Genomic DNA, 19,015 nt, shown 5'->3' on the forward strand with positions numbered 1-19,015 from the left:
TCATGCAGAGGGCGCCCCTGGGGCGCCCTCTTTTTATATGGCCGAGTCCGCCCTCAGTGATGACGCACCTGCATATGGAGGGCGCTGCCGCTGTCGCTGCGGATCTGCAACTCGAAGGGATCGTGCCAGCTGCGCTGGTGCAGCCGGTAATGACCATCGCGCATCAGACCAAGGGGCAACCCGCCGCAGCGCATCAGCCAGTGAGGGGAGGTGATGCCGGCGTTGGCGAAGCTCAGGCCGTCGGTCTCGTCAAACAGCAGCGCCGCCATGGCGAAGGAGTGGCGCAGACCCGACTCCATCAGTTGCCAGTTGAGGTAGGCCAGCAGGCGATGGGGCTGGGCCAGCAGCTGGCTCTCCCGCTGCTGATACTGACGATAGGGAACATTGAGCAAGGAGCGCACCAGGGCGCCGCAGAAGGCTGCGTCCTCGGCCAGCACCGGCAGCTCCATCACCAGCACCAGCAGGCGATTGTCCACCCTGAAGGTATCCGGGATGAAGAGATTGCCCATCCCCTCGAAGGTCACCTGCCAGGGGCCCCACTCCTGCAATACCGGGGTCGACAGGCTGTCGAGCAGCCGGGTCGCCGCCCAGTCATGGCGGCGAAAATAGTGCAGGTGCTCCACCAGCTCCAGCTGCGAATTGGCGGCCTCCTGGGCCGCCAGGCACTGATCTATGCTCCTGGCCACCTGCGACCAGTCCCGAATGGGTTTGAGCAGAAAGTCCCGGGCACCGGCGCGCAGGGCGCGGCCGACCACCTCCATCCGCTCCTGGCCTGAGATGACGATGATGGGGATCTGGGGATAGCGCGCCGCCAGGCAGGCGATCACCTCGTGACCGTCCAGGTTGGGCATGTTGAGGTCGCACAGCACCAGATCCGGCTGATAGAGAGCCGCCCCCGAGAGCCCCTCTATCCCGTCCTCGGCCTGGAACACACAAGCCCCTTCATTTTCTAGATAATTCACCAACATGTGGCGAAAGACGGTTTCATCTTCCACCACCAGGATCCTGAGTCCGGCTCTTAACATCTCGCGACTGCTCTTGTGGTTCATGCCGATTAGAGCCTAATCCTAGACCAGGATCCGGCTCAGGGGGGTGAGGTGCCAATAAACCTGCCCATGATAATTAATCAACTTTCGTACGAGTCTTTCAGAACCGGCTTGGGGGAGTGAAGACCAGCCCTCAATTGTGCCGAGGCCCACCATGGGGGATAATGCCCCCACTCACGCCAGCGAAGCAGACCATGACCCCAGCCGAATACAGCGCCCTTGCCCATCCCAGGTTGTCCCATCCGGCTCGCAGCCTCTACAGCCTGCAGCTGCGACGCCTCGTCATGGAGCATCAGCCCCCTCGGCTCAGTTACCCCGAGCTGGGGCGCGCCCTGGCCGTGGTCGACCCCATGGATGCCAGCGGCTTCAGCTACCAGGTCAATGCCCGCCAGCTGACGGCCCTGTTTGACGAGTTGATCGAGGCGGGCCTGCTGCAGATTGAGAGGCCGGCCGAGAGTGAGCACTACCATCAGTGCAGCTTCAGCCTGCCCTTGCTGAGTCAGCGCAGCCGCAGCCCGCTGCCGGAGCGGCCATTCCAGATGCATCTGCACTGGCGACCGGATGAGGAGCTGCCCGCCCTGGCCCGGCTGTGCGGCGTCATCGATGCCAGCTACAGCGAAGAGGATCTCGGCGAGTTCATCGCCTACTGGCTGGGGCGCCCCGAGGTGTTTGACTCCCAGCATCAATGGATGCTCAAGTTCATCCGGGCCCTCAAGACCCGCCGCTACGCCAGGCGCCAGCCCACCATGGTGGCGGGTTACCAGCAGATCAGCCCCGAGCCCGTCAGCACGGGCCCGAGCAAGCGCGCCCAGGAGATGATAGAGCAGGCGAAACGACTGGCCGGACGGCAGGAGAACGAAGATGATTGAGCCAGCCCATACCCGACCCCTGATAACCCCGGCCGCACCAGGAGCATAACGAGATGACAGACAAACAGGATCCCCTGCGCCAGGAGCTGGCCGAGATCGAGGCCAAACGCCAGCGCATCGCCAAGTCGAAACAGGATCACCGCATCCATGATCCCGAGCTGAGCCGTCACGTGGGTGGCCTGCTCGAGCGGATCCGCAAACTGCAGGCCGAAACCGGCGGCGGTCAGTACGACTACGAGACCCTGCGCAAGGAGTACGACGCCAAGGCCAATGCCGAGGTGCGCCAGCTGCAGAAGGCGGCACGTCAGGAGCGGATCCAGAAGCTGATCGCCCAGGCCGACCTCAACCCGGACTGGGTATTCGAACGCATGGATGCCAGCGATCCCAGCCTGCAATACCCGATGGAGACGGCCCGCTACTTCATCAGCGGCTTCGAGCACTGGGAGAAGAGCGGTGGTGGCTGCATGCTGATCTATGGGGACTATGGCACCGGCAAGTCGACACTGGCCGGCGCCGTGGCCCATGAGCTGATCGAACAGCACCAGAAGTCGGTGATCTTCCAGCAGTGGGCCTCGGTGGTGGACAGGCTGTTCTTCAACGTCATCCAGGATCAGGAGGAGCGCAACCAGTATCGCCGCGCCCTGGAAGAGGTGGATCTGCTGATCCTCGACGAGGTCGCCGCCAACCGCGCCAAGATGGCGGAGAGCCAGTCCAGCTTCCTCGGCCACCTGCTGCGCCGGCGTCGCAACCTGTCGAAAAGCGTCATCATCATCACCAATCACAGCCCCCAGAGCCTGCATCAGGCCATCGGCGACTTCAGCTTCGAGGCGATCAAGGCGTTCAACCCGGTGGATATCCAGCTGAGCGGCCCGAGCCGTCGCCCCAACATAGGCCACTACAACGGCTGACGGGGTAGCCCACACCAGATGCAACAAGGCGCCCGCAGGCGCCTTGTTGCATCTGCGTGGCTCAGGGCCCCGCTGGCGGCGCCCTGAGCTGGCGCTGCCGCCGTCCCAGCCAGAACCAGGCCAGGGTACCGTAAAGGGCCGCCAGCCCCCATAGCTGCCACCAGAGTGGCGCCACCTGGGCAAAGTCGGCCCCCATCTGGTTGAGCCGCAGGAAACCGCCGATGGCCGGGGTGCTTGGCAGCCACTGGGCCAGCCAGTTGAGGGGGGCCGGGATTAGCTCGACGGGCCAGATGAACCCCGCCAGAAACACCAGCGGCAGGGAGGAGAGCAACACTATCTGGCTCGGCAGATCCCGCCTGCGCAGCAAGGCCCCCAGCAGTATGCCCAGCTGGGTGGTGGCGAGCACGAAGGGCAGGATGAACAGCCAGAGCGCTCCCGGCGAGGCGGTGCGGGCTATCTGGTAATGATCGAAACAGAAACCGAAGAAATAGCTGACCGGCAGCAGGAACAGGCCCCCCAGCACCAGGGTGCGCGCCAGCAGCAGCGCCGGCACGGGCGCCATCTGCCAGTAGCCCCGCTCCCCCCGTTCGCCGAGCTGGTTCTGGGTCGCCCCCTGCATGCCGGCCCCCATCAGCAACACCTGATGGAGGATCAGCACGAACACGGCGGGCACCACATAGTGCACATAGCCCGTGGTCGGGTTGAATACCGGCACCACACTGAGCCCCACCGCGCTCCAGCCGCTGGCGGCCTGGGGCAGGGTCTCCCCCTCGACCAGCAGCCGCGCCACCTTCACCTGGGCAGCCAGGGTGCCGCTCGCCTGGGCCAGGCCCTCGGCGATGGTGCCGTAGACCAGGAAGTAGGAGGCATCGCCGCCATAGCTCAGGGTCACGCTCCGCCCCTGGCGCAGATCCCGGTAGAAGTGGCGAGGAATATGCAAAAGGCCGCTGGCCCGGCCATCGATGAGCCACTGGCGCGCCTCATCCAGGCTGCTCACCCTGGCCACCAGACGCACCTGGGGGGTGGCATCGGCCATGAACTCCAGCTGGCGGGAGAGCTGGCTGCCGTCATCGTTGACCACCACCACGGGCTCTTCCCGCGGCAACTGCTGCAAATAGGGCTGCGGGTAGAGGAAGGAGTAGAAAAGCACGCCGCCAAACAGGGTCAGCATGATGGCCCTGTCCGTCAGCAAGGAGCGCAGCTCGAGGCGCACCAGATCCCAAAATCCCATCATGAAGTCGCCTCCCGGGCAGCCGCAGCCTCTCCCCCACGAAAGGGCGCGGCTCCGGCGTTGACATCGATAGACACGGTCAGCATGGCCCCGGCTCCTGTTCGCGTCCGGCCCCGACCGTCGCCTCGTGCCGATAGCGATGGGCCACCCACCAGAACAGCGGCAGGAACAGCAACAGGGGGGCGAGCTGCCCCCATGCCATGGCCAGGGGCTGGCCGTAGTTGGCCTGCCCTATCTGCACCTCTATGTAGTGGGAGACCGGCAGCAGGCTGCGCCACCCCTGGGCAAAACTGCCCATGGCGCTGGCCGGGAAGGTGACCCCCATGAAGGCAAAGCCGGGGGCGGTCAGGGCCCCCGCGATGGAGATGGCGCGCGCCCCATCCCGCAACAGGGCATAGAGCCCGGCACCTATGGCCAGGCAGGCGAGCGTGGTCAGCCCCAGCCCCAGAATGAGGACCAGCCAGCTGCCCTGCATGGGGTAACCCAGCACCACGAACAGCATCAGGCTCCAGCCCAGCCCCCAGCCCCAGCCGATGAAGAGGTGGGGCACCAGCTTGCGCCACAGCCCCCGCCAGACTCCCTGTGCGGCCCAGGCTTGACCCAGACGGTCTGCCCGCGCCAGGGCGCCCAGGCCATAGAGCACCACCAGGATCTGCCAGACCCCGGGCAGCAGGGCGCTGAGCAGAAACTGGGCATAGCTGGAGTTGATGTTGTAGAGCGCCGTGATCTGGTTGTTGATGGGCAGCGCCTGACCGAGGGCCCCCGGCAGTGCCTGTCCCTCGGCCAGGGCCTGCAGCACGCCGACCTGGCCATTGAGGGTGCCGACCACCTGGGCCAGGGCCGAGTTGACCAGCTTGGCGATCAGGATGAACTGGCCGTTGTTGAACACGGTGACCTGGGGCTGGGTGCCCTCGCGGGCATCCCGCTCCAGATGATGGGGGATCACCACCAGGGCATAGATGTCACCGCCGCGCAGGGCGCGACTCCCCTCGTTGACCGAATCAAATTCGGAGCCAAGCCGGAGCCCGGCCGAGGCATCCAGCGAATAGGCGAGCCGGCGCGATAGCTGGCTCTTGTCCAGATCCACCAGGCCAATGTTGAGATCCCGGGCCAGGCCGGCCGAAAAGATCCAACAGAGGATGCCCATCAGCAGCAGGGGCAGCCAGCTGACCAGGGCCCGGCCGAAGGGATCACGCCACAGCTGGCTGAGCTCCTCTCTCATCAGAGTTCGACCAGGACACTCATGCCGACCCGCAATCCTTCAACCGGTTGCAAGGGGCGCGCCTCCACCTGGAAGCTCTTCATGTCGAACCCCTGGCGGGTATCGGTGGCGCGCCAGGTGGCGAAATCCCCCATCACGGCCACGTGGGTCACCTTGAAGCGGACCGTCTGCGCCCCCAGTCCCGGGATGCGGGCATCGAATTCGGTACCCAACGCAAAACGGGGCAGCAGATCTTCGCGCACATGGAACTGGGCCCAGGCATCCTCCATGTCGAGCAGGGTCACCACGGGGAAGCCCTGGGGCGCCAGCTCGCCGCTGCGCAGCAGCACCTGGGCCACCTCGCCATCATGGGGGCTGGTGATGCGGGTATCGGCCAGATAGGCCTCCACCTCGGCCACCGAGCCCGCCGCCATCTTGGCCTTCTCCCGGGCGGCAACCTTGGTCTCCTCCCGCGCCCCTTCCAGCGCCAGCTGATATTGCTGCCAGGCCATGCCTTCGCTGTACTTGGCCGCCTGCCAGGCAGTCCAGGCCTCATCACGTTTTTGCAGCGCCATGACACCGTCCCTGTGCAGGTTGGCGACCCGCTGATAGGTGGTGCCCCGCAGCGCGGCGGCGACCTTGGCTTGTTGCCACTGATCCTTGGCGGCGGCGATCTGCTGGGCACGGGCGCCGTTCTCGGCCTCCTCGGCCAGGGCACCGGCGGCCGCCTCACCGGCCTTGGCCTGGCTCAGCTTGGCTTCAATCTCTGGGCTAGCCAGGGTAAATACCAGCTCATCCCTGGCCAGCACATCGCCCTTTTTCACCAGCACCTCGTCGATGCGGCCAGGTACCTTGGAGGAGACCGAATACTGCTGCGCCTCTATCTGTCCCTGCAGTCGCACCGGTTCGGGCTGATAGGCGAGCCAGAAACGCCAACCCAGCCAGGCGACCAACAACACCAGGAGCAGGGGAAGCAGCAGCGGCCGGCCTTGGCGCATCTTCTGGCGTATGGGGGAGTGACTCATGCTGATACCTCGAATGCTGGGCCTGTGCGGCCAAAACGGGAATGAGTGGCCAACCCACGGGAGGAGTGGGTCATGAGCGCACCTCGGTCACCCGGCCAAACTGATACTGATTGAAGCTGTTCATCTGGCCGGAGAGTGCCAACAGGCGCGCCAGGGAGACCACATATTGATAGGCGGCCGCGGCGCGCTGGGTCTTGACCCCGGCCAGCTGGTTGCGCGCATCCACCACGTCCAGGGAAGTGGAGAGCCCCTGGGCAAACGCCTTGTCCCGCAGCAAGACATTCTCCTCGGCCAGCTGCTGGGTCGAGTCCAGGGCTTGATACTCCTCCAGCCCTTGCGCCGCCTCGCGCCAGGTCTTCTCGACCAGCAGCTCCAGGTCTTCCCGGGTCTTGGCTTGCAGCAGATTGACCTGCAACTCGGCGCTCTTGGCGGCCTGCACCGTCTCGGAGCGGCCATCCCGGCTCACCAGGGGCAGGCTGACACCGACACCAACCAGCCAGTCCGGTGTGGTTTTCGAGGCCAGCGAATCATCTTCGTAGAGGTTGTAATTGCCAAACAGGAACAGTTCGGGAGCATACTTCCCCTTCTCCAGCTTGATCAGGCCCTGGGCCTGCTCCTTCTTGGCGGCCAGCAGCTTGAGACCGGGGTGCACCGCCAGAGTCTCCTGCACGAACCCATCGAGGGCCGGTATCTGTTCATTGATAAACAGCCGGTTGTCGGGCTCTGCCCCCTTGAGCTTGAGCATGCGGGAGAGCGCCAGCTCGGCGATCTCCAGGCTGCGACGATACTTCTGGGTATCGATGCGCGCCCTGTCATAGGCGGACTGGGCCGAGAGCCGCTCTACCCGGGCTATCTGGCCCTGCCCCTCCAGTTTTTTGGCGTGATCCAGGTGATGGGCCAGTCCCTGCTCTATCTCCTGCTTGGTCTGCACCACCTGGGCCGCCAGCACCACGCCGAAATAGGTCTGGGAGAGGCTCTCGAAGCTGGCCTGCTGTTTAAGCACCAGCTGCTCTTGCGCCTCGCTCACCTGGGCCTGCCGAATATCCTGGGCCGCATCGATGCGCCCCCCCACGAAGAGCGGCCACAGCATCTTGACCGAGCTGGTGACCACGTTCTGCTTGGTGAGGGGCGTCACGAAGTCATTGGCGCCGAGCTGCAGCGCCTGCATGACGGGGCCCAGGATCTTGCCAAATTCAGGGTGGTTGGCGATGGGGTTGAGATCCAGCATGTCCAGCTCGACCGGCTTGTCCAGATGGGTGTAGCTGGCGCCGAGATCGACCTTGGGCAGGTACATGGCCTTGGCCGCCTCGCGCAACTGCTTGGCGCGATCGACGCCGGCCTGCTCTGCCGCCAGCCCCTCGTCTTGTTGTAACACCCGGCTCCAGGCCTGACTAAAGCTCAGTGGCTGTGCCTGGGCCGGTGCCAACATGAGCCATAGCAGGCATGGCGCCAACGGACAGATTAACCTTGCTCTCATACTTCCCCAATCTGTTGGTGATGCGGTTTGTCACAAAAAGGTTTTGAGCTTTTACTCAATTCAGGGCGCCTATCATAACGCAAAGCCCGTGATGATTGGCAGGGGTAATCCGATTGTATCCCTAGCTCGGGCCGGACGGCAGCCCCCATCACAATTTGCCCGGTTTTCAAGCACTCCTGAATTTGCAAGGGTTCGCAGGCCGTTTTTTTCAGAAAAAAATGCCTGACGCTCAAATACTAACCTTTTATCCTGACTAAAAAATGCGTAATATACGCCGCCCTAAGCCGATGGTAACCGTGGAATGCAGATAGGTCCCCACACGCTTGAAACTCCCTTGATCGTGGCCCCCATGGCCGGTGTGACAGACCGACCATTTCGTGAGCTTTGCTTGCGATTGGGAGCCGGAATGGCCGTTTCCGAGATGCTGCTGGCCAACCCGGATGTCTGGGATACCCAGAAAACCAGGATGAGGATGGGCCACTCTGCCGAAACCGGACTGCGATCGGTCCAGATTGCCGGAGCCGACCCCGAGATGATGGCGTTTGCTGCCCGCTACAACGTGGAGCAGGGCGCTCAGATCGTCGACATCAACATGGGATGTCCGGCAAAAAAAGTGAATAAGAAGCTGGCAGGTTCCGCCCTGCTGCGCCAGCCCGACCTGGTCAGAACCATCTGCCGGGCCGTGGTCGATGCAGTGGAAGTGCCTGTCACCTTGAAGATCCGCACAGGATGGGATCCGGATAACCGCAATGGCGAGGAGATCGCCCGAATCGCCGAAGATTGCGGTATCGCGGCCCTTGCCGTGCATGGTCGTACCCGCGCCTGCCTCTACAAGGGCGAAGCCGAGTACGACACTATCAGGGCGATTAAGCAGGCCGTATCGATTCCTGTTGTCGCCAATGGCGACATAGACAGCCCGGAGAAGGCCCGGTATGTCCTCGACTATACCGGTGTCGACGCCGTGATGATCGGCCGTGCAGCGCAAGGACGACCCTGGATTTACCGGGAAATCCGTCATTTTCTTGAGACAGGAACCAAGCTGCCGCCTCCCGACAGGGATGAGGTTCGCACCCTGATGAACGAGCATGTAACCAATCTGCATCAGTTTTACGGTGCCTTTCTGGGAGCGCGCATTGCCCGTAAACACGTGGGCTGGTATCTGGATGAAGAAGAGACGGGCCGAGAATTCCGTAAGCACTTCAATGCCCTGGATTGTGCAGACGCACAGCTCGAGGCACTCGAAGCGTATTTCGATGGATTAGGTTAACGCATAACTAAAGAGCCGACCGAATATGTTCGAACAAACCCTGACTTCTGATGCATTGGTAACAACTACTCACAATCACGCCGCCGAGCCCACCCAGCGCCCCCTGCGTGACTCTGTGCAACAGGCCCTGCGTAACTACCTGGCCCAGTTGAACGGTCAGGAAGTGATTGATCTGTATGATATGGTCCTCTCCGAAGTCGAAGCTCCCATGCTGGACGTGATCATGCAGTACACCCGTGGTAACCAGACTCGCGCCGCCGTGATGATGGGCATCAACCGTGGCACCCTGCGCAAGAAACTCAAACGCTACGGCATGAACTAAGCCATAACAGCTAAGTTATTGAAAATAAAAGCACTTTCATTTTAATGGAAGTGCTTTTTTAGTTTTAAACCCACACTTGAACCCACACCTACCCAACTAGACATCATTGTAGATGGCTCCGATAGAGCGATATTGAGCCATGCCTTTAGGTAACCGTTCATCGAGAGTGGCTTGACGGGAAAAAGAGACGATCGTCTCTTGCTCCTCATTTGCCTGTTGCATGATCCCACCCATGTGGCATGCTCGCAGCAATCGACGTCGGTAGTGCCATCCTTGACCCTCGAGCAGGCTTGCGGCGTTTTTCAAGGTAGTTATCGTGTCGACCGTGTTCTTATGCCACTTCTTTCTGCTGCGATTGTTCCCGATCCGGATTGAGCATGACCGCTCCAACGGGCTCCCAGTTGCGTGTCTTTCCTGACCAGCGTCCTGGGTGGCTGGCACGGGCCTGCTGATACAGCGCATACCGGCCTGCTGATCCATGCCACGGTGGTGCTCAATCGGTGTCACGAAGCGGATGCTTGTGGGCATGAAGGACACGATGGGAATGAACCAGCAGGACATTGTGACTTGATGGACGGTCTGGGAAACACCCCTTTCAAGGTCATGGAGGAAGTCAAAATGTACTTGTAAAAATGAAGGTGGATCACAGCATGCTAAATGGTTCGCGGTTATACCACAAAAAGTGGAATACTCGATGCCATTCAATAACAAGGAATAGAATATGAACGTCTACTTCAAAACCCTTATTTTTTCTACCACTTTGCTGGCCACAGTATCGGCTCAGGCCATTCCCAACATCTGGAACTCCGAGTTCGGACAAGGCGTATCAGAAAGCAGTATAAAAAACGAACAGGGCGATGTTTTTACCATTAACTGTGATATTGGCTACAGCGAAAACGGCGAGTTAACCGGCGTTAAATTTACGTTGGCCAACGGCCAGGATTTGTCTCCCAGCGATAGTAACACCCTTGAACTGCTGATAAACGGCAACGCTTACTGGATTCCCGACTCTCTGGGCTGGCGTAATGGTGACAATGCTTGGTATTCATTCCGTGAAGCCATTCAAAGTGCTACACAATTTGATGTTTATGCTAATCAGAAAAAAGTGGCAAGCTTTGTACCTACACCCCAAAGCACCAAAACAGTTCTGGGCGACTTGAGTGAGTGTGAATATCGCAATTGATCTCACCACTAGCCAAGCGGTCACCAAATGATCGCCTGGGGTGAATCGAGGCATGAAGTAAACTCCTTGTGTTCAGACATAGAAACAAAAAAGGGCACCATGAAGGTGCCCTAATGTTTTAAATATCGTTTTAAAAACACAAATCTATATTGATTTCGATATTTTCATTTCCAACTCAGAAATAATGGATTTTTTTGCTGCAATATCTTTCTCTAATGGGGCTATGATTTGGGAATTGGCTCTGGGCTGACAGGTTTCGGTGATGTAATTTTGGTAATCAGCATCCATTAATTTTTTCATTGTAGCTTCTTTCGCACATTGCTCAACTGTTGTTTCGATACTCATTTTAATTTCATTGGAGTTGAGCCTTTCAATTAGCTCATCTAGGACTGCTTGTTCATGGAACAGTTTTGCGGGCACTATATAATAGTCCAAATATTCCTGTTTGTTATCAAGGCAAACTAGTTTTGTACACGAGTATTCACTTGGGTGCTGGGTGCATACGGATGGACTTTCTTCTACTTTACCTTGTTCACATTTGTTTATAGCTGATAAAATAAAGCTAAGCTGTGCAAGCTTTATATTTTTTTTACAAGTCGCTTCAGGCTCGCAAGAAGATATTTCTTTTGAATATTCATTTTCTATCTCTTGGTAGATGTTGTTTTTTGCTGATGCAATTTCCTTTAACTTAATTATATAGCTTTCAACAAGTTCAAATGGAATGGTTTCCAAATCTTGATGTCTTTTATTTTCATAAGTACAGGCATCGTACACAGACTGCGCGACTGTATTTATATCATTGACAATTAGATTGTCAAATGCCAGTTTTTTGTGTTCGCTCAAAGTGAGGTGACTAGAAATTGTTTTTACAGTTTCTGATAATCCAGACTGATATACCTCAATCTCCTTTGCATTATCCAACGGTTTGTTATCCCAGTCCTGAGTCGGTTTAGTTGCCCAGTCAAACTGCTGAATAAAACGATGGCAGTCTACTCCCTCTATATTTGCAGTGCTATGACTAAGCTCTAGCATACGGGTATTATACTCTCTTTTGGATTGCTCCAGTTGAGCCTCTCGTCGTTCTTTTTCTGATTGTTCTGTTAATTTTTTTGCAGTGGCAAATGTAACGTAATTTATAACAACGCTAGCAATTTCATCAGGTTTTTGTGCGCAACTAGTGTTGATGTCTTTTATTAATTGAGCCTTGTTGAAGTTTCTGTCACTAGACATGTTTAATAATAGAGTATCTTTTTCCCCGACTATAGCATCATAACTGAAGAGATTTTCACCATAATTTTTACAAGTGATTGCTCTAGGGATCTTCAATAATTTAGCATATAATCCATTTAATTGTTCAGTAAGGATTAAGTTAAGATCTTTTTCTGGATTTACAACACACGATGCTAATGTACTCTTTGTTATATATGTAGTGTAGGATTTTCTTAAATAGTTTCTATAATATTTTTCAATGGCAGTATCCCCTGTGTATTTTGCATCGTGCATTCTCAGTGCTGAGTTAATGATGTCACTGATTTTTTTAAATTTAGAGCTTGAATCGATGTAGTATTCAGATAATTGTTTATCACCATCTCGATATATTTCAAGTTGTTCGTTAAATCCTTTTATTTTTAGTGTCTCATATTGAGATGCTAGCTCAAGTAATTCTCCACACGTACTGTTATCATTGTCGCTGACTGTTGGCAGATGGTTTTCATCACCACCATCAGTGCACCCCAATAATAGTGATACACTGATGAGTAATACTAAATTAAATTTCATAGTTAATCTCACAATAAATTGTATTTAAAATTTTATTTTTTGAAAAAATTAGGTGTTCATTATCCAAAATCCACATTTTCTGAGATTACTGGAAAGGTCGAGCGCTGGATAACCAGCCAACGCCACCGATGAATAGTTCTAGCAATGCTACCTGCCCATCTGGGATCACGAACTGGTGAACAACATTAATATTGCCATAGCTGTCGTGATGAGTCAGTGACTTACCGTTGGACAGCTCATCGAACTCTTCATCACTCAAGATTTTAAACAGTTGCATTAGCAGTCCCCGGTTGGTGGTATTTTTTGAAGTTCTCCGCCTGCTCCAGCACGCTCTTGTAGACCTCATCGTTGGCCACTGGTGGGAAGCCGTAGCGGTGTAGCAGCAGGATCAGGTCTACCTTCAGCTTGGCCTTGATATCGTCGCGGTTGCTCCAGTCAGGGTACTGGGCGTTGTTATCGACCGTCACCTTCATCTCTTTGGCCAGTTCCAGCATCTTCTCTTCGTCATAGGTGAACTGGTACTTCACGCACATGTGCTCGAGGATATCGAGAAACGCCTTCTCCTCCATGTCGATACCGATATCGGCGAACGACATCATCTCGGATTTGATGTCGTAGATCATGTCGGCCATCTGCTGGGTGAAGGCATCGAACTCTTCACCGTTGAGCACGTCGTTCTCTTTACGCTGGTTGTACTGTTCCACCAATGCCTGGAAGCGTTTGGAGAAGTTGATCCCCTGCAGCTGGTTCACCTTTTGAAAATCGCTGATGGCCTTGGCCAGCATCTTTTGCAGCAGTTGCATCCGGGTGTTGGGCAGCTTTATCTTGCCGATGCGGGCCATGTACTCGTCGTCAAAGATATCGATGGTCTCTGCCTTGTCCTCACCCAGGGTGAATATCTCCTCCACCCCTTCCGCTTTGAGGGCCTCAGCAATCATCTCCCGCACCTTCTGGTTCATCTGTGCGGTATCAGGCGCATCACCCTTGGTGAGCTTGTAGACGATGGATCGCACCGCCAGATAGAAGTGGATCTGCTCGCGCTCCTCCTGGGCAATCTCCTCACTGCCCACGCACACGTCATAGGCGGCCTTGAGTCGTTTCACCAAGCCCATGAAACGCAGCTCAATCTTCTTGGTCTGCAGGGCAAACTCGGCGGCGCGGTTGAGGCAGTCGAGCTGCAGGGTCGGCGTGCCAGAGAAATAATCACAACTATCGAAGGTATGGAACACCTGGCCAAGTAGATGCAGATGATTGCGCACCTCGATCAGCGACTGCTGAATATCTTCAAAGTTGGACTTGTCTGCCTTCGAGTACATGGCCAGCGCCATGTTCATCCGGCTTTTGATCCCGATGTAATCGACCACCAGCCCCTTCTCTTTGCCCTCAAAGCGGCGGTTGACCCGGGAGATGGTCTGGATCAGGTTGTGCTTTTGCAGCGGCTTGTCGATGTAGATGGTATCAAGCTCCGGTACATCAAAGCCGGTCAGCCACATATCCACCACGATGGCGATTTTGAAGTTGGATTTGGGGCTCTTGAACTGCTTGTCCAGCTCCCTGCGATACTCCTTGGTGCCGAGCAAGTCATACATGTCCTGCTCATCATCCTGGCCACGGGTCATCACCATATTGACCTGGGGCAGGCGTATCAGCTCTTTGGCCTCTTGCTCTGAGAGGGGGACGCCATCGCTGGCCAGTTTGTGCTCGAACCACTCGGGGCGTTTAGCTTTAAGGCTCTGATAGAAGGCATAGGCAATCTCCCGGCTGGCACAGACAAACATCGCCTTGCCTTTAACGGTCGAGCCTTCCGCCACCCGTTGCGCGTAATGCTTGGCAAAATCCTTTGCCAGTGCCTCGATGCGATCCGGGTCGCCCAGGATAGAGTTCATGCTGGCCGTGGTTTTCTTGCTCTCTTCAATCTGGTGCTCGCTGGCACCCAGCGCTTCGCACTCCTGGTAGTACTGCTCGATCTCTTCCAGCTTGCTGTTATCGAGCACCACCTTGGCGGCGCGGCCTTCATAGACGATGCGTACCGTGATCTGGTCGTTGACCGACTCGGTCATGGTGTAGCTGTCGATGGTTGGGCCGAACACATCCAGGGTGGCGTCGATAGGGGTGCCGGTAAATCCCACATAGGTGGCATTGGGCAGCGAGTCGTGCAGGTACTTGGCGAAGCCATAGGTCTTCTTGATTGTGCCCTTCTCTTGGTCGAAGGTGAGCTTCAAATCAAGGTTGATCTGGCTACGGTGGGCCTCATCAGAGATACAGATGATATTGCTGCGATCGGAGAGCTTTTGGATATCTTCGGTGAACTTGTGAATGGTGGTGAGGAATACCCCGCCACTGGCTCGCCCAGCCAGCTTGTCACGCAGATCCTGGCGGCTGGTGACCGGCTCAATCACCGCATCACCGATAAAGGCGGTGGCGCTGCAGAACTGCTTGGATAGCTGTTCATCGAGATCGGTGCGGTCGGTAATAAGGATGATGGTCGGACTGGCAAAGTCGATGCTCTTCATCAACAGCCGCGCCAAAAACTGCATGGTGTAGCTCTTGCCGCAGCCGGTAGCGCCAAAGTAAGTGCCCCCCTTACCGCTACCCCCGATGTTTTCACCATTGGCGGCTATCAGCTTGCGCTCTTTTTTGATGTTGTAGTAGAGCTTGCGGGCCGCGTAATACTGCGGATAACGGCAGCAGATCTTGGTTTCACTCTTGGATGTGTCAGGGAAGAAGACGAAGTTCTTCACCACATCGAGCAGCCGCACCGGGTGAAACAGCCCCTGGATAAGGGTATAGAGGCCGTTGATACCCTCCTGCTCGGTAGACTCGTTACCGGTTACCTTGCGCCAGGCATAGTAGAACTCATAGGGGGCAAACAGGTTACCTATCTTGTTGTTCACCCCGTCACTGACGATACACAGAGCGTTATAGACGAACAGCTTGGGGATATCGCGCCGGTAGCGAACACAGAGCTGACGCCAGGCATCATAGGTGGTGGCCTCTTCACCGCGTACCGCCGATTTGAACTCGAACACCACCAGCGGCAGGCCATTGACGTAGAGGATGGCATCGGGGATGCGGGTCTGTAGCCCGCCATCCCGGGTTTGCCCCTCAATCTCCAGCTGATTCACCACGCGGTAGAGATTGTGGTCGGCCTCGGCAGTTACCTCCTCTTGCCCCACGAACATAGTGGCCAGCTGACTAGGCAAGGCGTGGGTGTTCATCAACTCGATATAGAGGTCTTTCTGATCCCGGTCTTCGCGCTTGAGCAAAAAGCCATTGCTGAGCCAGTAGCAGAAGGTTTTATTGCTCTGGTACAGGTCGCTGGCGGGCAGGGTCTGCAACTGGTGCAGAATGGTCGCAATCTCACCCTCAGTAATACCATCGGCCTGATACTGGCGAGCAAGGTACTTGCGCAGGTCATCAGCAATTAGCACCTCACTCTTATCTTTGCGCGGCACATCGCTGCCGACATAGTGAGGGTAACAGGGCTGGCCAGCTGAGTTAAGGTGATGGCCCAGCAGGGTGATAATGGCCTGTTCCAGCTTTGCTTCCGTGAAAATATGGCTCATGGCAATGGCTTCTTCTATTTGCTCAAAATGGGTTCGTTAGCAGGGCGTATAGGCGATGGCGAAAGGGCGGCGCAGCAATGGCTACGTCACCCACCGGTTTAGGCCATCCCTTCCTTGGCTAGATCCGCCTCAATTTGATCAAGGCGCAGTTCGCCGGAGATTAGCTTGGGTAAAAGGGTGTCACGAAGATTGGTTAACGTAGCGCATTGCTTACGGTTTGAAACTTGCTTTTCAGAAAATGATTTAAATGTTTTTTCTACTTGCGCAGCAATATCGAACGGCGGCAAAATAACAAGTTGTTCTGATAGGATTTTACGGCTTAGTTCAGTTTGCCCCGTACTGCCTTCACCCAATCGTTCGATTTTACCTTCCATAGAAAGCATTAATTGTCCAAAAGTGTAAATTGGGTATACATCATCTTTCACTCTCACAACTGTAACATGAGAGTCTACAACGGTTGTTTCAGGTAAATTATTTACTTGAGCTATACGTCCCAAAGTGCCAACACCTGTTGAGTTTACTAATACATCCCCAATGCAGAGCTCTCTGCCATCAATCTTCTTTGCTTCGTGGTTATGACGACGAGCAGGCTCGTAAGATACTTCATGATTGCGAATACATTTCTGGTTTATAACTTGAACTCCGCCCTCTTCAACATATTTGGGAGATACGCCACGGCGTAACTCACAAGTTATCTCGTCAAGCATCGTTATTTTCCACCCCTGCGGTACCCAGCCGCCGAGGCCAAGAGAAGGCTCGGCGCCATCCTCAAAGGCGGCAGGGAGCAGCTGGCGGGTAGCGTCCGGCAATGGCTTGAAGTCACCACGTTCACGTACCGCTCTACGAGCCTCGGCGCGGCGTAGCAGTTCGTCAGGTAGGGCTAAGTCCTGCTCAAAGAAACCCGCATCCAGTGCGTTATCGACCACAGGATCGAAGTCCACAAACCACGATTTAAATAGCGCTTGTGCCATCTGATCCAAGGTCTGGTTGGTTTTCTGGTTGAGGATGATTTTTTTATCTAATCCTCTCAGTAATTTCGCACCATCTTGCTGATACTTCAATGGTGGGATTTTAATTGGAATTTCCTTTAGTGCCTTGCCTGTAAGGTGTTTAATTGTTGTGCCAGTAAAAAAGGGATCAATATGGCCAGCTCGAGTGGAGAAAAGGAACCAGTAGTATAAGTACTCACTATCTAACCCTGACAGTGGCCTTACACGATGTAACGCTTTTTGTATCTTCATATTTGGGATGTCATCCTCCCAAATCGCACATCGTCCGGGTTCACCACCCTCACAAATAATTAGGTCGCCTTTTATAATTCCATAACGATCATGCTCATGTGCTTCGAACTTCATTTCCGAAAGATCATCAAGCTCGAACGCTCCCCACCTTACATTACTATTACCTAGGTAAGGATGGTATTCGCCAGTATTCTTATTCTTGTCTAGCATTTTCCCTAGGCAAGATTCGACATAGTCACCGAGTTTGGCTTGTGTCCAGTTATTTCCCATAACCCAGTGCCTCCATATTGGAGCGGATCGCTTGGTCCAGCGCAGTAGCTTCATCCAACTGGCGATAGAGGGTCTGGGTTAACTCCTGCATCTTGGTCTCAAAGGCGATGCCATCATCTTCAAGTTCGGCGGCCCCCACATAGCGGCCCGGAGTTAGCACATAGTCGTTGGCCTTCATCTCATCTAAGCTAGCCGCCTTGCAGAAACCGGCCTGATCTTGGTACTGCTCGACAGAGATCTCTTTGGCTTCAATCCGGCGCTTGAGTTCGCCCTCGTCACTGCGCCAGGCGTGGAAGGTATCGGCAATGGTGGCGATATCGTCAGTGGTCAGCTCTTTCTGGGTGCGACTGATCATGGTGCCGAGGTTGCGGGCATCGATAAACAGGGTCTCACCACGGCGATCGCGATAACCATATTTGAGGCTGGCCGCTTTGCTTTTGCTGATAAACCACAGGCAAACCGGGATCTGGGTGGTGTAGAACAGCTGGCCCGGCAGGGCGATCATGCATTCGATGCGGTCATCTTCAATCAGCTTTTGGCGGATCTCCCCTTCACCGCTGCTATTGGAGCTCATGGAGCCGTTGGCCAGTACAAAACCCGCAATGCCATCCTCGGAGAGCTTGGAGAGCATATGGAGTATCCAGCCGTAGTTGGCATTGCCGGTGGGCGGGGTACGGAAACCGGCAAAGCGCGGGTCGTTGGTCAGTTCCGCCTCGTTGCGCCAATCCTTCAGGTTAAACGGCGGGTTGGCCATGATGAAGTCGGCTTTGAGATCCGGGTGCTGATCGGCAAAGAAGGTGTCAGCCGGACGCTCCCCCAGATTGCCGGAGAGGCCGCGCACCGCCAGGTTCATCTTGGCCAGCTTGTAGGTGGTGCTGGTCAGCTCCTGGCCGTAGATGGCGATATCCTGGCTCTTGCCCTGATGGCTTTGCACAAACTTGAGGGACTGGACGAACATGCCGCCCGAGCCACAGCAGGGGTCATAGATCTTGCCCTGATAGGGTTCCAGCATCTCGGCCAGCAGGGTAACCACGGCTTTGGGGGTATAGAACTCACCGCCGCCCTTGCCTTCACTGGCGGCAAACTTGCCGAGGAAGTACTCATACACCCGGCCCACCAGATCCTCTTCGTTCAGGTCGCATTCATTGGCGAGGGTGTCGATGTTCTCGATGCTGTCGATCAAAGAGGCGAGCTTGGTCGAGTCCAGCCCCAGACGGGAGAAGTAGTTATCGGGCAGGGCATTGGCCAGCGAGGCGTTGCACTTCTCGATGGTCGAGAGGGCCGTATCGATAATGACGGCAATATCATCCTGCTTGGCGCGGGCACTGATATAGCCCCAGCGGGCCGCTTCGGGCAGGAAGAACACGTTGTCTTGCTGGTAGAACACATCCATATCGACAAAGGCTTCCTGGCCGCTGGCGATCAGCTGTTTGCGCTTGGCCTCGAACTTGTCGCTGATAAATTTCAGGAACACCAGGCTCAGCACCACGTGCTTGTATTCGGAAGATTCCACGCTGCCACGCAGCTGGTTTGCGGTATCCCAGAGGGTCTCTTCAAAGCCTTTGCTGGCTTTCTTGGCGGGTGCTTTTTTTGGGATGACTTGCTTTTCAATAATGGCGGCCATGTATCT

The 19,015-nt window shown here is 56.0% G+C and carries 15 protein-coding genes and 1 pseudogene; 5 read left to right on the forward strand and 11 right to left on the reverse strand.

Features of this window, described 5'->3' with window-relative positions; translation table 11 throughout:
* Nucleotides 1-53 precede the first annotated feature (53 nt).
* Entirely contained in the window at nucleotides 54-1,025 is a 972-nt protein-coding gene (locus ACLHZ1_RS07195) for a response regulator (protein ID WP_427261537.1), read from the reverse strand.
* Nucleotides 1,026-1,240: 215 nt separating this feature from the next.
* Between ACLHZ1_RS07195 and ACLHZ1_RS07200 the strand changes: the two genes are divergently transcribed.
* Together ACLHZ1_RS07200 and ACLHZ1_RS07205 are read left to right on the forward strand one after the other, a co-directional pair.
* Nucleotides 1,241-1,915, forward strand: a complete 675-nt coding sequence (locus tag ACLHZ1_RS07200; protein ID WP_427261538.1) for a DnaT-like ssDNA-binding domain-containing protein — start codon at nucleotides 1,241-1,243, stop codon at nucleotides 1,913-1,915.
* Nucleotides 1,916-1,968: 53 nt separating this feature from the next.
* Entirely contained in the window at nucleotides 1,969-2,823 is an 855-nt protein-coding gene (locus ACLHZ1_RS07205; protein WP_427261539.1) for a DnaA ATPase domain-containing protein, read from the forward strand.
* A 61-nt stretch (nucleotides 2,824-2,884) separates the two neighbouring features.
* Here the strand turns inward: ACLHZ1_RS07205 and ACLHZ1_RS07210 are convergent, their stop codons facing one another.
* From ACLHZ1_RS07210 to ACLHZ1_RS07225, 4 genes are all read right to left on the reverse strand, one after another.
* Nucleotides 2,885-4,057 carry an ABC transporter permease gene (locus tag ACLHZ1_RS07210; protein WP_427261540.1) on the reverse strand — a complete coding sequence of 391 codons (1,173 nt, stop codon included), beginning with the start codon at nucleotides 4,055-4,057 and terminating at the stop codon, nucleotides 2,885-2,887.
* A 76-nt stretch (nucleotides 4,058-4,133) separates the two neighbouring features.
* Nucleotides 4,134-5,276 carry an ABC transporter permease gene (locus ACLHZ1_RS07215; protein ID WP_427261541.1) on the reverse strand — a complete coding sequence of 381 codons (1,143 nt, stop codon included), beginning with the start codon at nucleotides 5,274-5,276 and terminating at the stop codon, nucleotides 4,134-4,136.
* Nucleotides 5,276-6,280: an HlyD family secretion protein gene (locus ACLHZ1_RS07220; protein WP_427261542.1), complete on the reverse strand. Its 1,005-nt coding sequence runs from the start codon at nucleotides 6,278-6,280 to the stop codon at nucleotides 5,276-5,278. Before ACLHZ1_RS07220 ends, ACLHZ1_RS07215 begins: the two co-directional genes overlap by 1 nt.
* Nucleotides 6,281-6,350: 70 nt before the next feature.
* Nucleotides 6,351-7,709 carry a TolC family protein gene (locus ACLHZ1_RS07225; protein ID WP_427261543.1) on the reverse strand — a complete coding sequence of 453 codons (1,359 nt, stop codon included), beginning with the start codon at nucleotides 7,707-7,709 and terminating at the stop codon, nucleotides 6,351-6,353.
* Nucleotides 7,710-8,058: 349 nt separating this feature from the next.
* On the opposite strand from ACLHZ1_RS07225, the gene dusB reads away from it, so the two are divergent.
* The gene (gene dusB, locus ACLHZ1_RS07230) at nucleotides 8,059-9,024 is read left to right on the forward strand and encodes a tRNA dihydrouridine synthase DusB (protein WP_427261544.1); all 966 of its coding nucleotides are present in this window, start codon (nucleotides 8,059-8,061) and stop codon (nucleotides 9,022-9,024) included.
* Between the two features lie 25 nt (nucleotides 9,025-9,049).
* On the forward strand, nucleotides 9,050-9,346 hold the full coding sequence (gene fis / locus ACLHZ1_RS07235) for a DNA-binding transcriptional regulator Fis (protein ID WP_005309538.1): 297 nt from the start codon (nucleotides 9,050-9,052) through the stop codon (nucleotides 9,344-9,346).
* Between the two features lie 331 nt (nucleotides 9,347-9,677).
* Here the strand turns inward: fis and ACLHZ1_RS07240 are convergent.
* Nucleotides 9,678-9,862 (reverse strand): annotated as a pseudogene (locus tag ACLHZ1_RS07240) (IS3 family transposase); the annotation flags it as partial.
* A gap of 205 nt (nucleotides 9,863-10,067) precedes the next feature.
* On the opposite strand from ACLHZ1_RS07240, the gene ACLHZ1_RS07245 reads away from it, so the two are divergent.
* Nucleotides 10,068-10,529 carry a hypothetical protein gene (locus ACLHZ1_RS07245; protein WP_058395943.1) on the forward strand — a complete coding sequence of 154 codons (462 nt, stop codon included), beginning with the start codon at nucleotides 10,068-10,070 and terminating at the stop codon, nucleotides 10,527-10,529.
* Nucleotides 10,530-10,673: 144 nt separating this feature from the next.
* Here ACLHZ1_RS07245 and ACLHZ1_RS07250 read toward each other — a convergent pair whose 3' ends face one another.
* The 5 genes from ACLHZ1_RS07250 to ACLHZ1_RS07270 all read right to left on the reverse strand — a co-directional run bounded on the left by ACLHZ1_RS07250 (nucleotide 10,674) and on the right by ACLHZ1_RS07270 (nucleotide 19,009).
* Nucleotides 10,674-12,308, reverse strand: a complete 1,635-nt coding sequence (locus ACLHZ1_RS07250; protein ID WP_155601930.1) for a hypothetical protein — start codon at nucleotides 12,306-12,308, stop codon at nucleotides 10,674-10,676.
* 85 nt (nucleotides 12,309-12,393) lie between these two features.
* Nucleotides 12,394-12,585, reverse strand: a complete 192-nt coding sequence (locus ACLHZ1_RS07255; RefSeq protein ID WP_058395941.1) for a hypothetical protein — start codon at nucleotides 12,583-12,585, stop codon at nucleotides 12,394-12,396.
* Nucleotides 12,572-15,874, reverse strand: a complete 3,303-nt coding sequence (locus tag ACLHZ1_RS07260; RefSeq protein WP_058395940.1) for a type I restriction endonuclease subunit R — start codon at nucleotides 15,872-15,874, stop codon at nucleotides 12,572-12,574. Before ACLHZ1_RS07260 ends, ACLHZ1_RS07255 begins: the two co-directional genes overlap by 14 nt.
* A 98-nt stretch (nucleotides 15,875-15,972) precedes the next feature.
* Nucleotides 15,973-17,385: a restriction endonuclease subunit S gene (locus ACLHZ1_RS07265; RefSeq protein ID WP_058395939.1), complete on the reverse strand. Its 1,413-nt coding sequence runs from the start codon at nucleotides 17,383-17,385 to the stop codon at nucleotides 15,973-15,975.
* Nucleotides 17,375-19,009 (reverse strand): type I restriction-modification system subunit M, encoded by a 1,635-nt coding sequence (locus tag ACLHZ1_RS07270; protein ID WP_058395938.1) that lies wholly within the window; start codon nucleotides 19,007-19,009, stop codon nucleotides 17,375-17,377. Before ACLHZ1_RS07270 ends, ACLHZ1_RS07265 begins: the two co-directional genes overlap by 11 nt.
* Nucleotides 19,010-19,015: the final 6 nt, after the last annotated feature.

The sequence above is a fragment of the Aeromonas sobria genome (genome assembly GCF_050266975.1).
Lineage (GTDB): Bacteria > Pseudomonadota > Gammaproteobacteria > Enterobacterales > Aeromonadaceae > Aeromonas > Aeromonas sobria_B.

What these genes read in the sequence shown, in the direction of transcription:
- ACLHZ1_RS07265 (WP_058395939.1), bottom strand. Translation starts at nt 17,385, where the DNA reads ATGGGAAATAACTGGACACAAGCCAAACTCGGTGACTATGTCGAATCT.
- ACLHZ1_RS07205 (WP_427261539.1), top strand. Translation starts at nt 1,969, where the DNA reads ATGACAGACAAACAGGATCCCCTGCGCCAGGAGCTGGCCGAGATCGAG.
- ACLHZ1_RS07195 (WP_427261537.1), bottom strand. Translation starts at nt 1,025, where the DNA reads ATGTTAAGAGCCGGACTCAGGATCCTGGTGGTGGAAGATGAAACCGTC.
- fis (WP_005309538.1), top strand. Translation starts at nt 9,050, where the DNA reads ATGTTCGAACAAACCCTGACTTCTGATGCATTGGTAACAACTACTCAC.
- ACLHZ1_RS07225 (WP_427261543.1), bottom strand. Translation starts at nt 7,709, where the DNA reads ATGTTGGCACCGGCCCAGGCACAGCCACTGAGCTTTAGTCAGGCCTGG.
- ACLHZ1_RS07270 (WP_058395938.1), bottom strand. Translation starts at nt 19,009, where the DNA reads ATGGCCGCCATTATTGAAAAGCAAGTCATCCCAAAAAAAGCACCCGCC.
- ACLHZ1_RS07260 (WP_058395940.1), bottom strand. Translation starts at nt 15,874, where the DNA reads ATGAGCCATATTTTCACGGAAGCAAAGCTGGAACAGGCCATTATCACC.
- ACLHZ1_RS07200 (WP_427261538.1), top strand. Translation starts at nt 1,241, where the DNA reads ATGACCCCAGCCGAATACAGCGCCCTTGCCCATCCCAGGTTGTCCCAT.
- dusB (WP_427261544.1), top strand. Translation starts at nt 8,059, where the DNA reads ATGCAGATAGGTCCCCACACGCTTGAAACTCCCTTGATCGTGGCCCCC.
- ACLHZ1_RS07210 (WP_427261540.1), bottom strand. Translation starts at nt 4,057, where the DNA reads ATGATGGGATTTTGGGATCTGGTGCGCCTCGAGCTGCGCTCCTTGCTG.
- ACLHZ1_RS07250 (WP_155601930.1), bottom strand. Translation starts at nt 12,308, where the DNA reads ATGAAATTTAATTTAGTATTACTCATCAGTGTATCACTATTATTGGGG.
- ACLHZ1_RS07245 (WP_058395943.1), top strand. Translation starts at nt 10,068, where the DNA reads ATGAACGTCTACTTCAAAACCCTTATTTTTTCTACCACTTTGCTGGCC.
- ACLHZ1_RS07255 (WP_058395941.1), bottom strand. Translation starts at nt 12,585, where the DNA reads ATGCAACTGTTTAAAATCTTGAGTGATGAAGAGTTCGATGAGCTGTCC.
- ACLHZ1_RS07215 (WP_427261541.1), bottom strand. Translation starts at nt 5,276, where the DNA reads ATGAGAGAGGAGCTCAGCCAGCTGTGGCGTGATCCCTTCGGCCGGGCC.
- ACLHZ1_RS07220 (WP_427261542.1), bottom strand. Translation starts at nt 6,280, where the DNA reads ATGAGTCACTCCCCCATACGCCAGAAGATGCGCCAAGGCCGGCCGCTG.